Origin of the sequence: Serratia sp. CY82433 (genome assembly GCF_052166535.1) — a bacterium.
GTDB classification, from domain to species: domain Bacteria; phylum Pseudomonadota; class Gammaproteobacteria; order Enterobacterales; family Enterobacteriaceae; genus Serratia; species Serratia sarumanii.
Map to the genome: position 1 here is coordinate 810225 of NZ_JBJNOR010000001.1, position 12360 is coordinate 822584.

The window sequence follows — 12360 nt, forward strand, 5'->3', positions numbered from 1 at the left end:
TAAAACGACGTCATAAATCACCACCAGCGTAAGGCAAAGCGAACCATCGTTCGGCGGCGTTCATTCTAGACGCTATGACCGATGACAGCCAGCACAGAAAGCTGATTTCCTGCGCCGCCGTGCGCATTTAACTCTCTTTTGACCAAGGAAAAAATTCGGTTCAGCGTCACCGCGTGGGTGAGCGGGCCGATTTCTATTGATGCGGTAATTGGGCGGGGGAGAATTCGCATGACGAGTTATAGATATTGGCTGGGCATTCTCAGCTGTTTTCTGTTGTTCAGCCTGGTGTTTCTCGGCCAGCAAACCGGCCTGTTCGGCAGCACCGATCATGAGCACCACGGCGAAACCGGCCTGCTGCTGTTTGTGATCCCCGGTGCGATCGCCAGCTATCTGTCGAGCCGCAAGCGGCTGCTTTGCCCGCTGCTCGGCGCGCTGTATGCGCTGCCGCTGTGCCTGTTGATCCGCCATTTCTGGCTGACGCCGTCCTCTTCGTTCTGGCAGGAACTGGCGTACGCCACCAGCGCGGTGTTCTGGTGCGTGTTCGGCGCGATGCTGATGCTGTTCGCCCTCGGCCTGTTGCAGACGCTGCAGCAGCTGCACCGGCGGCAGCGGCAATAAAAAAAGGCGCGTTAAGCGCCTTTTTTGTCTTTGTCGTTCAAAAACTTACTGGAACAGGTTCAGGTGTTCTTTGGCGTAAGCTTCGAAATCGGTGCAACCGCCGATGTGCTTCTCATCCAGGAAGATCTGCGGCACGGTTTCAACCGGTTTGCCGACGGTTTTTTCCAGATCGGCCTTGGTGATGCCTTCCGCGTGGATGTCAACGTAACGGAAGTTGAAATCGTCGCGTTCTTCAGTCAGTTTTTCCGCCAGTTCTTTAGCGCGGACACAATAAGGACAGCCAGGACGCCCGAAGATTACTGCAAACATGCAACGCTCCTTAATTGGATTTTCAATAAATTGTTCGCTACCGCAACGACATCCCGTCACCGAAAAAGTCATTACCTGCGTCAGATGGCGCCTACTATGCCCGTTGAGACGGCGAAAAAAAAGCAGGAATTACCTGTTAGTTTGATTCATGTAACCAATTAGTCTGCCGGGACTGTCGCCGCCGACGGGAATTCACTACACTGGAGGCAGACCTTCTGGAGAAGAAAAATATGCGTTCATTCGGTGACTTACCGCGCCCGGTGCTGGTGTTGGAAGGGCTGGGCATCGTGATGCTGGTGCTGGCCTACCTCAGCATTCACGGGCACCTGCAGCTGCCGGGCTGGCTGGCTTCGCAGCAGGCGGCGGTCGGCATGATTTTCCTCGGCGTGGCGCTGATGGTGCCGGCGGCGGCGTTTCTGGTGTGGCGCGTGGTGCAGGGCTTTGGGCCGCTGATGCGCGGCGGGTTGCCGCCGGAAAACGATCGCCGCAAACCGCAATCGAAAGATAATCAGGACAGCGATCCGCGCGCCTGAGCGCCGCGGCCGCTAACCCGCCTGCCGGGCAGGCGTTGGCCTTTGGGGTGACGAGTGAAAATTGCCATTCTTTCTCGCGACGGAACGCTCTACTCATGCAAGCGGCTGCGTGAAGCGGCGGAAGATCGCGGGCACAGCATCGATATCATCGATCCGCTCTCCTGCTACATGAACATCAATCCGGCGGCGCCGACCATTCATTATCGCGGCCGCCAACTGGAGCGTTACGATGCGGTGATCCCGCGCATCGGCTCCGCCATCACCTTTTACGGCACGGCGGTGCTGCGCCAGTTCGAGCTGCTCGGCAGCTACCCGCTAAACGAATCCGTGGCCATTACCCGCGCCCGCGACAAGCTGCGTTCGCTGCAGCTGCTGGCGCGGCAGGGCATCGATCTGCCGATTACCGGCTTTGCCCATTCGCCGGACGATACCGGCGATCTGATCGAGCTGGTCGGCGGCGCGCCGTTGGTGGTCAAGCTGGTGGAAGGCACGCAGGGCATCGGCGTGGTGCTGGCGGAAACCCGCCAGGCGGCGGAAAGCGTGATCGACGCCTTTCGCGGGCTGAACGCCCACATCCTGGTGCAGGAATACGTGCGTGAAGCGCAGGGGCGCGACGTGCGCTGTTTGGTGGTCGGCGGCCGGGTGGTGGCCGCCATCGAACGGCAGGCCAAGCCGGGCGAGTTTCGCTCCAACCTGCACCGCGGCGGCACCGCCCGCAAGGTGACCATCACCGCCAGGGAGCGGGCGATCGCGGTGAAAGCGGCCAGTACGCTGGGGCTGGACGTCGCCGGGGTGGATATCCTGCGCGCCGAGCGCGGCCCGCTGGTGATGGAAGTCAACGCGTCGCCGGGGCTCGAAGGCGTGGAAACCACCACCGGGCTGGACATCGCCGGCATGATGATCGAATACATCGAGCAGCGCGGCCGGCCGGGCTTTCGCCTGAAATCCGGCGGTTGACGGGGCGGGGGCGCGCTTTTCCCGCCGTGCAATATCTGAATTAGTGAATTAAGCCGTATTGATCGTGGCGTATCGGGTGAATATTCCGTAAGCTATGCGCCTTTTCGCGTATTGAATATTGTGAGGCTGGTTATTATGGATTCACTCATTGTCCCCGATTTGGCGCTGTTGCGGCGCTGGCTGGATCAGTCGGGCATCTCTTTCTTTGAGTGCGATTCCTGCCAGGCGCTGCACCTGCCGCACATGCAGAACTTCGACGGCGTGTTCGACGCCAAGATAGATCTGGTGGACAACGTCATTCTGTTTTCCGCGCTGGCCGAGGTGAAGCCGACCGCGCTGATCCCGTTGGTGGCGGACCTGAGCCAGATCAACGCCAGTTCGCTGACCATCAAGGCGTTCGTCGACATTCAGGACGACAACCTGCCGAAGCTGATCGTCTGCCAGTCGTTGAGCGTGGCGGTCGGCATCACCTACGAGCAGTTTACCCACTTCATGCAGCAGGGCGAAGAGCAGGTCTCGATGGTGATCCTCGAGGCGCGGGCGAACGATCTGCTGTTTATGGGTGATGAAGAAGAGATCCCCGCTGGCGCCGTGCGTCAGCCGATGCTGCACTGATCCTCGTCGTACCTTAAGCATGCCGTCGCTCCGGCGGCATGCTGCCGTTATTCCCCTCCGCAATAAAATATTCTGCACTTTGGCCTTTGCCGCCCGATCTTTCTCGCCTTTTGTGCCGTTAATGGCGTATCACATAGAGAAAAACTGCATAAAAAATCGATAAAAGGCGTTTTTTACCCTGGGGGCTGGCGGGTTGCGATGGCAGCGGCTATGCTGCTGATTCTGCAAAGGGCTTGCGATTTCCCTTGTGGCCACGCGAGCAGGGCAGTGAAAAAAGGCGCATGCAATCATATGCATAGCCATTCAGTTCGCGGTTGCAACGATTGCGCTCGATCAGGAAAGGTTTTGTATCGCTGCAGATACAAGTTCAATTCTATGATTCACCCTGTTTTGGAGGAAGTTACGGATGGTCACCCAACGTAAAAAGTGGTTATCGGGTGTGGTTGCCGGCCTGTTGATGGCCGCGTCCGTCACGGCGTCAGCCGAAGAGAAAACGCTGCACGTGTATAACTGGTCCGACTATATCGCGCCGGATACCCTGGCCAAATTCCAGAAAGAAACCGGCATCAAGGTGGTGTACGACGTCTTTGACTCCAACGAAGTGTTGGAAGGCAAACTGATGGCGGGCAGCACCGGTTATGATCTGGTGGTTCCTTCATCCAACTTCCTCGAGCGCCAGTCGCAGGCCGGCATCTTCGAGCCGCTCGACAAGAGCAAAATGCCCAACTACAAGAATCTCGATCCCGAGATGCTGAAGCTGGTGGCGCACAATGACAAGGACAACAAATACGGCATCCCTTACCTGATGGTGACCACCGGCATCGGCTACAATGTCGACAAGGTGAAGGCGGCATTGGGCAAAGACGCGCCGGTCGACAGCTGGGATCTGATCCTCAAGCCGGAAAACCTCGAGAAGCTGAAAAGCTGCGGCGTCTCCTTCCTCGATGCGCCGAGCGAGGTCTACGCCACCGTGCTGCACTACCTGGGCAAAGATCCCAACAGCACCAACGCGGCGGACTATACCGGCGCGGCTAACGATCTGCTGTTGAAGCTGCGGCCGAACATCCGTTACTTCCACTCGTCTCAATACATCAACGATCTGGCGAACGGTGATATCTGCGTGGCGATCGGCTGGTCGGGCGACGTGATGCAGGCGGCCAATCGCGCCAAAGAGGCGAAGAACGGCGTGAACGTGGCCTACGCGATCCCGAAAGAAGGGGCGCTGACCTACTTTGACATGTTCGCCATGCCGGCGGACGCCAAGAACAAAGACGCCGCCTACCAGTTCCTGAACTTCCTGATGAAACCTGACGTGATGGCGGGCATCAGCAACTATGTCTATTACGCCAATGCGGTGAAGGACTCCACGCCGCTGGTGAAGGCTGAGGTGCGCAATAACCCGAACGTCTATCCGCCGGCCGATCTGCGCGCCAAGCTGTTCACGCTTAACGTACAGTCGCCGAAGCTGGACCGTGTCATTACCCGCGCATGGACTAAAGTTAAAAGCGGGAAGTGATGATGGGGGATATCCCCCGATCGTCGGTAAACCGGCAGGGGGGCGCTCCCCGCCTGCATTGCCGTTTTGGGCCACGGCGCTCGCCGTGGTTTTGTGCCGCTTTACGCCGGAGAGCACCCCGATTGAACGACGCCATCCCTCGTCCTCAAGCCAAGTCGCAGAAGGTTTTCACCCCTCTGCTGGAAATCCGTAACCTCACCAAAACCTTCGACGGGCAGAACGCGGTCGAAGACGTCAGCCTTACCATCTACAAGGGCGAGATCTTTGCGCTGCTCGGCCCGTCCGGCTGCGGTAAGTCCACCTTGCTGCGCATGCTGGCCGGTTTCGAGCAGCCCTCGGAAGGGCAGATCGTGCTCGATGGGCAGGATATGTCGCACGTGCCGCCGTACCAGCGGCCGATCAACATGATGTTTCAGTCCTACGCGCTGTTCCCGCACATGACGGTGGAGCAGAACATCGCCTTCGGCCTGAAACAGGACAAAATGCCACGGGCGGCGATCGCCGAGCGGGTGGCGGAAATGCTGGCGCTGGTGCACATGCAAGAGTACGCCAAACGCAAGCCGCACCAGCTTTCCGGCGGCCAGCGGCAGCGGGTGGCGCTGGCGCGCAGCCTGGCCAAGCGGCCGAAGCTGCTGCTGCTGGATGAGCCGATGGGCGCGCTGGACAAGAAACTGCGCGATCGCATGCAGTTGGAAGTGACCGACATTCTCGAGCGCGTCGGCGTCACCTGCGTGATGGTGACGCACGATCAGGAAGAGGCGATGACCATGGCGGGGCGCATCGCCATCATGAACCGCGGCAAGTTCGTGCAGATCGGCGAGCCGGAAGAGATCTACGAGCATCCGAACAGCCGCTTCAGCGCCGAATTTATCGGCTCGGTCAACGTCTTCGACTGCGTATTGCAAGAGCGCCACGACGATGCGCTGATCCTGCAAAGCCCCGGGTTGCGCCATGCGATCAAAGTCGATCCGGACGCCTCGGTGGTGGACGGCGTGCCGATCCAGGTGGCGCTGCGGCCGGAAAAGATCCTGCTGTGCGAACAGGTGCCGGAAGACGGCTGCAACTTCGCGGTGGGAGAAGTGGCGCATATTTCCTACCTGGGCGATCTGTCCATTTATCACGTGAAGCTGCACAGCGGGCAGATTATCAGCGCCCAGCTGCAAAACGGCCACCGTTTCCGCAAGGGGATGCCGACCTGGGGCGATGAAGTGCGTCTGTGCTGGGAAACCGACAGCTGCGTAGTGTTGACGGTGTAGTGGAGCCGGTGAGGAGTAACCCGTATGACCCTGCTTTCTGAACGCACGCCGGAACCGCCGGCCAAAACGCCCGGCACCCTCAAGGCGCTGTTCCACCGCCTGCTGATGGCTCACGGCCGCAAGCTGGTGATCGCGCTGCCGTATTTATGGCTGACGCTGCTGTTCATGCTGCCGTTCCTGATCGTGTTCAAGATCAGCCTGGCGGAGCTGGCGCTGGCGGTGCCGCCTTACACCGAGCTGATGAGCTGGGTGGACGGCAAGCTGAACATCGCGCTCAACTTTGCCAACTACCTGCAGCTGACCGACGATCCGCTGTATATCGACGCCTACCTGCAGTCGCTGCGCGTGGCGGCGGTCTCGACGCTGTGCTGCCTGATCATCGGTTATCCGCTGGCCTGGGCGGTGGCTCACAGCAAGGCGTCAACCCGCAACATTCTGCTGCTGCTGGTGATCCTGCCTTCCTGGACCTCGTTCCTGATCCGCGTCTATGCCTGGATGGGCATTCTGAAAAACAACGGCATTCTTAATAACTTCCTGATGTGGCTAGGTGTCATCGATCAGCCGCTGGTGATCCTGCACACCAACCTGGCGGTGTATATCGGCATCGTTTATTCCTATCTGCCGTTTATGGTGCTGCCGATCTACACGGCGCTGATCCGGCTGGATTACTCGCTGGTGGAGGCGTCGCTGGATCTGGGCGCCCGGCCGCTGAAAACTTTCTTCAGCGTGATCGTGCCGCTAACGCGCGGCGGTATCATCGCCGGTTCGATGCTGGTGTTCATTCCGGCGGTGGGGGAGTTCGTGATCCCGGAACTGCTCGGTGGGCCGGACAGCATCATGATCGGCCGCGTGCTGTGGCAGGAGTTCTTCAATAACCGCGACTGGCCGGTGGCCTCGGCGGTCGCCACCATCATGCTGCTGCTGTTGATCGTGCCAATTTTGTGGTTCCACAAACACCAGAACAAGGAAATGGGGGGGCAGGCATGAACAACTTGCCGGTAGTGCGTTCACCGTGGCGCATCGCCATCCTGACGATCGGTTTTACCTTCCTGTATGCGCCGATGCTGATGCTGGTGATCTACTCCTTCAATAGCTCCAAGCTGGTGACGGTGTGGGCCGGCTGGTCCACGCGCTGGTATACCGAACTGTTCCACGACTCGGCGATGATCAGCGCGGTGGGGCTCAGCCTGACCATCGCCGCCGCTTCCGCCACCGCCGCGGTGGTACTGGGGGCCATCGCCGCCGTGGTGATGGTGCGCTTCGGCCGCTTTCGCGGTTCGACCGGCTTCGCGTTTATGCTGACTGCGCCGCTGGTGATGCCGGACGTGATCACCGGCCTGTCGCTGCTGCTGCTGTTCGTGGCGATGGGGCACGCCTTCGGCTGGCCGTCGGAGCGCGGCATGTTCACCATCTGGCTGGCGCATGTCACCTTCTGTACCGCTTACGTGGCGGTGGTGATCAGCTCGCGCCTGCGCGAGGTGGATCGCTCAATTGAAGAGGCGGCGATGGACCTGGGGGCGCCGCCGCTGAAGGTGTTCTTCGTCATTACCTTGCCGATGATCGCGCCGGCGCTGATCTCCGGCTGGATGCTGGCGTTCACCCTGTCGCTGGACGACCTGGTGATCGCCAGCTTCGTCTCCGGCCCGGGCGCCACCACGCTGCCGATGCTGGTGTTCTCCAGCGTGCGCATGGGGGTGAACCCGGAAATTAACGCGTTGGCCAGCCTGATCCTGCTGGTGGTGGGCATTCTCGGCCTGATCGCCTGGTGGTTTATGGCGCGCTCGGAAAAACAACGATCGCGCGAATTGCAGCGGGCGGCCCGTAGCTGAATCGTAACAAACCTGCTATTTTTGCAATCAATAAGTATTGCAACTAACTACCTGACTTTACATGCGCCACCTGTATAGGTGGCGCGTCGTAGCGGAATACGGATATGTCAGACATGCTGAAAAGCGGGCAGGGAATGGGATCGACTTCGGATGCGCCGGTGCCGGTGATGGTGGCGGGTACCGCCATGGTCGCGATCAAATGTATCAGCGTGGTGCTGCTGCTGGGCGAGCTGGGCGTCGACGGCGCGCAGGAGTTCGTCAACACCAGCGCGCAGGCGTGGGATTCTACCTTTATCTTTCTGGCCGGCCTGCTGCTGCTGTGTCTGCAAATCAGCTGCGGTTTTGCCGTGATGCGCGGTCGCAACTGGGGGCGCTGGGGGTATGTAGCCTGCCAGTGCATCGTGGTGCTTTACCTGCTGTTGGCCACCATCGGCAGCGTCTTCCCCGAGGTGTTCACCGTGGAAGGCGAAACCAGCGGCCAAATCCTGCACGTTCTGATCCTGCAAAAGATCCCCGACGCGGTGATCCTGGCGTTGCTGTTTGTTCCCACCGCCAGCCGCCGCTTCTTCGCCGCGCGCAAGTGAGATTTTAGGCGCGCGGAGTGGTAAACTCTGCGCCCTTGATTCGTCATCCTGAACTTCACGGTAATCTTCATGCATTGCGCTTTGTATACGGCGGGCACCTGCCGTTCCTGTCAGTGGCTGGAAAAGCCCTATCCGCAGCAACTGGCCGACAAACAGCACCACCTGCACTCGCTGCTGGCCGGGCGCGACGTCGCGCAGTGGCTGCAGCCGGTGGCGGGGGAACTGAGCGCATTTCGCAATAAAGCCAAGATGGTGGTCAGCGGCAGCGTGGAGCGCCCGCTGCTCGGCATGCTGCACCGCGACGGCACACCGGCCGATCTGAGCGACTGCCCGCTGTACCCTGCCGGTTTTGCGCCGATGTTCGCGGTGCTGAAAAGCTTTATCGCCCGCGCGGGCCTGACGCCGTATAACGTGGCGCGCAAACGCGGCGAGCTGAAGTACCTGCTGCTGACCGAAAGCACGCTCGACGGCGGCGTGATGCTGCGCTTCGTGCTGCGCTCGGAAACCAAGCTGGCGCAGCTGCGCGCCGCGCTGCCGTGGCTGCAGCAGCAGTTGCCGCAGCTCAAGGTGATCTCCGCCAATATTCAGCCGGTGCACATGGCGATCATGGAAGGGGAGCGCGAGATTGCGCTGACCGAACAGCAGGCGCTGGAGGAACGGTTCAATCAGGTGCCGCTGTTCATCCGCCCGCAAAGCTTCTTCCAGACCAACCCGCAGGTGGCCGCCGATCTGTATGCCACCGCCCGCGACTGGGTGCGCGCGCTGGGTATCGACAGCATGTGGGATCTGTTCTGCGGCGTCGGCGGTTTCGGCCTGCACTGCGCGCAGCCGCAAACGCGGCTGACCGGCATCGAAATCAGCGCAGAAGCGATCGCCTGCGCGCGCCAGTCGGCGCAGCGGTTAGGGTTGTTGCACGTAGATTTTCAGGCGCTCGATTCCACCCGTTTCGCCACCGCCGAAGGCCAGGTGCCGCAGCTGGTGCTGGTCAACCCGCCGCGGCGCGGCATCGGCCAGGCGCTGTGCGACTACCTGAGCCGGATGGCGCCGGGCTATATTCTCTATTCCAGCTGCAACGCCGAGAGCATGGCGAAAGATATCGAAATGTTGTCGGGGTACCGCATCGAACGGGTGCAGCTGTTCGACATGTTCCCGCATACCGCGCACTACGAAGTGCTGACGCTGTTGGTGCGGCGTTAAAGGCGCTTTTTGGCAGCCGTATAAGCCGCTGAATGTTCGCGTTTGCCCACAGACAGGACCAGAACCACGATCTTCGTTTCCATGACGCGATACACCAAACGAAAGCCTGATGCTCTGAGTTTGATTTTGTAGCAATCGGGCAAACCGGCGAGTTTGTTGGCGGGGACGTGGGGATTAACCAATACCGATACCAGCTTTTTTTTGAACTGTTCCCGGATCACCGGGGACAGTTTTTTAAATTCCTTCAGCGCATGTTCTTCGAATTCAAGCTTATAAGTCATCCAAATTGACCTTAATGCGTTTGCCGTTCATCCGTGAACGAACGATTTCAGCGAGTTCGATATCTTCCAGGTACTCCGCGATAGCCTCCCAGGTTTCCGGTGAGACGTAATATCCCGAAATCTTACCGTTGGTCAGGACGGCGACCGGCTGCCCTTGTGCCTCTTTAAGGGCGGCGTTGGGCGATTTCTTAAAATCGCTGATGCTGACTGCGGAATCGGCAAGAATGGGTTGAACCGTCATGATGTTATCCTTGATGCTAAATTCAGTATCAAATTTAGCACTAACCGGATGGGGTGGCAATCGGATGGAGCCGCCAAAGGATGGCGGCTCCACATGCGAACTTACTGCGGGAACCACTTGTCGTTGATGGCCTTGTAGGTGCCGTCGGCCTTGATGGCGTCCAGCGCGGCGTTCAGCTTGGCCAGCAGCGCCTGGTTGTCCGGGCGCACAGCGATGCCGAGACCGGTGCCGAAGTATTGCGCATCGGTGATGTGCTCGCCGACCGGCGCCAGCTGCGGGTTGGTTTTCAGCCACTCGTTCACCACGGCGGTGTCGCCGAACACGCCGTCGATACGGCCGTTTTTCAGCTCCAGAATGGCGTTTTGGTAGCTGTCGTAAGAGACGGTGTTAATCTCCGGGTGCTTGTCCTGCATGTATTTCTGGTGGGTGGTGCCGTTTTCCATGCCGAGTTTTTTGCCTTTCAGATCCGCCAGCGAGCTGAACTTGCCTTTTTGCGCGATCACGATCGCCGAGTTGGCGTAGTAAGGCTGGGTGAAGGCGACCTGTTTGCTGCGCTCCGGCGTGATATCCATACCGGAAATCACCGCATCGTATTTCTTGAATTTCAGCGCGGCGATCAGGCTGTCGAACGCCTGGTTGGTGAAGGTGCACTGCGCCTGCATCTGCTTGCACAGCGCGTTGGCCAGATCGATATCGAAGCCGACGATCTGGTTATTGGCGTCGAGCGATTCGAACGGCGGGTAGGTGGCGGAGGCGGCGAAGCGGATGGTCTCGGCCGCGGTGGCGTTAAAGGTGATTCCGGCCAACATCGTCGCGGCAAGCAGCAGTTTTTTCATGCGTAGAGCTCCTGTCTGGATCCTGAAAGTGATTTTTCGCTATCGTTTGTTTTTACTGGTAATCGCCAGAGGTTTTTGCGAGGACACCTGCTGATAACCCTGCCATCGAGTGAATTAAAATGCAATGAAAATGATTAAATATTGCATCAGGAGTAAAAAAAGCCCCGCACGACGGCGGGGCTCATGAGGGGAGGCGGCCTCAGTTGCGGCGCTCAAACGCCAGCGCGCGGCGCTCCACCAGCCGCATCAGCAGCGTCAGCAGGCCGTTGACGCACAGGTACACCAGGCCTGCGGCGCCAAACACCATGACGTCGTAAGTGCGGCCGTACATCAGCTGGCTGTAGCCCATCACTTCCATCAGCGTGATGGTGTAAGCCAGCGAGGTGCTTTTGAACACCAGCACCACTTCGTTGGAGTAAGACGACAGCGCGCGCTTGAAGGCGAACGGCAGCAGGATGCGCAGCGTCTGCCGGCGCGACATGCCCAGCGCTTCGCACGACTGCCATTGCCCGGCGGGAATGGCGCGCACCGCGCCGTAGAACAGTTGCGTGGTGTAGGCCGCGCTGTTCAGCGCCAGCGCTATCATCGCGCACAACCAAGGCTGCGACAGCAGATTCCACAGCCACGGGTAGTCGCGGATCGCCGGGAACTGGCCGGGGCCGTAGTAGATCAGGAAGATCTGCACCAGCAACGGCGTGCCGGTGAACAGCGTCACGTAGATCTTGACCAGCGGCGTCAGGATTGGCGTTTTCAGCGTCAGGATCACCGTCAGCAGCAGCGACAGCACCAGCGCGACGATCAGCGCGGCGACGGTCAGCGTCAGGCTGGTGTGCAACCCTTTGAGGATTTCCGGCAAATACTCAATCATCAGACCGGCCCCCGCTCAAAGCGCGTGGCGCGCAGCTCAATGCGTTTGATGACGTATTGGCTGAACAGCGTCACCAGCAGGTAGATGGCCGCCGCGATCACATACCAGGTAAAGGGTTCTTGTGTGCGGGTGGCGATGCTCTTGGTTTGCAGCATCAGATCGTTCACGCTGATCAGCGACACCAGCGCGGTGTCTTTCAGCAGCACCAGCCACTGGTTGCCGAGGCCGGGCAGGGCGTGGCGCCACATCTGCGGCATGATCAGGCGAAAGAAGATCGCCGCCTTGCCGAGCCCCAGCGCCTGGCCGGACTCCCACTGCCCCTGCGGCACCGCTTTCAGCGCGCCGCGCAGCGTCTGCGAGGCGTAGGCGGAATAGAGCAGGGCCAGAGCGATCACCCCGCACAGGAACGGGCTGACTTCGAAATTGTCGATCGCCAGCTGAATCGGCAGCTGGAACAGACCGAGGTTGAGGGTAAAGCCGTCGGAGAGCATCAGCAGCAGCTGCGACGAACCGAAATAGATAAACAGCACCACCAGGATTTCCGGCAGGCCGCGCAGCACGGTCACCAAGGCGGTGCCGAGCCAGCTGACCGCTTTCCAGCGGGACGATTCCCATACGGCGAACAGCATCGCCAGAATCAGCCCGAGGATCAGGGCGCAAACGGCAAGGCCGACGGTCATGCCGGCGGCGCTTGCTAAAGGTTGAAATTCATTCATCGGG

At 59.8% G+C, this 12360-nt stretch carries 16 protein-coding genes; 10 read left to right on the top strand and 6 right to left on the bottom strand.

Going from position 1 to position 12360, the window contains the following annotated elements; translation table 11 throughout:
• Positions 1 to 228: 228 nt before the first annotated feature.
• Positions 229 to 618 (top strand): inner membrane protein YbjM, encoded by a 390-nt coding sequence (locus ACJ8PI_RS03995; RefSeq protein ID WP_033637808.1) that lies wholly within the window; start codon positions 229 to 231, stop codon positions 616 to 618.
• Between the two features lie 45 nt (positions 619 to 663).
• Here ACJ8PI_RS03995 and ACJ8PI_RS04000 read toward each other — a convergent pair whose 3' ends face one another.
• Entirely contained in the window at positions 664 to 927 is a 264-nt protein-coding gene (locus ACJ8PI_RS04000; protein ID WP_004938676.1) for a GrxA family glutaredoxin, read from the bottom strand.
• Between the two features lie 230 nt (positions 928 to 1157).
• Here ACJ8PI_RS04000 and ACJ8PI_RS04005 point away from each other — a divergent pair, with 230 nt between their 5' ends.
• The 9 genes from ACJ8PI_RS04005 to rlmC all read left to right on the top strand — a co-directional run bounded on the left by ACJ8PI_RS04005 (position 1158) and on the right by rlmC (position 9414).
• Positions 1158 to 1460: a YbjC family protein gene (locus ACJ8PI_RS04005; protein ID WP_033646672.1), complete on the top strand. Its 303-nt coding sequence runs from the start codon at positions 1158 to 1160 to the stop codon at positions 1458 to 1460.
• 54 nt (positions 1461 to 1514) lie between these two features.
• Positions 1515 to 2417, top strand: coding sequence for a 30S ribosomal protein S6--L-glutamate ligase (gene rimK / locus ACJ8PI_RS04010; protein WP_033637810.1), 903 nt, complete (start codon positions 1515 to 1517; stop codon positions 2415 to 2417).
• Between the two features lie 135 nt (positions 2418 to 2552).
• Positions 2553 to 3032, top strand: a complete 480-nt coding sequence (locus ACJ8PI_RS04015) for a YbjN domain-containing protein (RefSeq protein ID WP_004938666.1) — start codon at positions 2553 to 2555, stop codon at positions 3030 to 3032.
• A gap of 406 nt (positions 3033 to 3438) precedes the next feature.
• Complete coding sequence (gene potF / locus ACJ8PI_RS04020) at positions 3439 to 4548, top strand: spermidine/putrescine ABC transporter substrate-binding protein PotF (protein ID WP_164134095.1); 1110 nt, start codon at positions 3439 to 3441, stop codon at positions 4546 to 4548.
• A 122-nt stretch (positions 4549 to 4670) separates the two neighbouring features.
• A complete protein-coding gene (potG, locus tag ACJ8PI_RS04025; protein ID WP_033637812.1) occupies positions 4671 to 5804 on the top strand; it encodes a putrescine ABC transporter ATP-binding subunit PotG in 1134 nt (377 codons plus the stop codon).
• A 24-nt stretch (positions 5805 to 5828) separates the two neighbouring features.
• Entirely contained in the window at positions 5829 to 6791 is a 963-nt protein-coding gene (potH, locus tag ACJ8PI_RS04030) for a putrescine ABC transporter permease PotH (RefSeq protein WP_033646669.1), read from the top strand.
• Positions 6788 to 7633 carry a putrescine ABC transporter permease PotI gene (gene potI / locus ACJ8PI_RS04035; protein ID WP_016928360.1) on the top strand — a complete coding sequence of 282 codons (846 nt, stop codon included), beginning with the start codon at positions 6788 to 6790 and terminating at the stop codon, positions 7631 to 7633. Before potH ends, potI begins: the two co-directional genes overlap by 4 nt.
• 104 nt (positions 7634 to 7737) lie before the next feature.
• Entirely contained in the window at positions 7738 to 8217 is a 480-nt protein-coding gene (locus tag ACJ8PI_RS04040) for a YbjO family protein (protein ID WP_048321404.1), read from the top strand.
• Positions 8218 to 8286: 69 nt separating this feature from the next.
• On the top strand, positions 8287 to 9414 hold the full coding sequence (gene rlmC / locus ACJ8PI_RS04045) for a 23S rRNA (uracil(747)-C(5))-methyltransferase RlmC (RefSeq protein ID WP_033646667.1): 1128 nt from the start codon (positions 8287 to 8289) through the stop codon (positions 9412 to 9414).
• Here the strand turns inward: rlmC and ACJ8PI_RS04050 are convergent.
• From ACJ8PI_RS04050 to artQ, 5 genes are all read right to left on the bottom strand, one after another.
• On the bottom strand, positions 9411 to 9695 hold the full coding sequence (locus ACJ8PI_RS04050) for a type II toxin-antitoxin system RelE family toxin (protein ID WP_033646666.1): 285 nt from the start codon (positions 9693 to 9695) through the stop codon (positions 9411 to 9413). The two genes, rlmC and ACJ8PI_RS04050, sit on opposite strands and share 4 nt — an antisense overlap.
• Entirely contained in the window at positions 9685 to 9936 is a 252-nt protein-coding gene (locus tag ACJ8PI_RS04055) for a type II toxin-antitoxin system Phd/YefM family antitoxin (protein ID WP_004928423.1), read from the bottom strand. The genes ACJ8PI_RS04050 and ACJ8PI_RS04055 overlap by 11 nt, the downstream gene beginning before the upstream one ends.
• Positions 9937 to 10037: 101 nt before the next feature.
• Complete coding sequence (artJ, locus tag ACJ8PI_RS04060; protein ID WP_033637816.1) at positions 10038 to 10772, bottom strand: arginine ABC transporter substrate-binding protein; 735 nt, start codon at positions 10770 to 10772, stop codon at positions 10038 to 10040.
• 199 nt (positions 10773 to 10971) lie between these two features.
• A complete protein-coding gene (gene artM, locus ACJ8PI_RS04065) occupies positions 10972 to 11640 on the bottom strand; it encodes an arginine ABC transporter permease ArtM (RefSeq protein ID WP_033637817.1) in 669 nt (222 codons plus the stop codon).
• On the bottom strand, positions 11640 to 12356 hold the full coding sequence (gene artQ, locus ACJ8PI_RS04070; protein ID WP_033646665.1) for an arginine ABC transporter permease ArtQ: 717 nt from the start codon (positions 12354 to 12356) through the stop codon (positions 11640 to 11642). The genes artM and artQ overlap by 1 nt, the downstream gene beginning before the upstream one ends.
• Between the last annotated feature and the right edge of the window lie 4 nt (positions 12357 to 12360).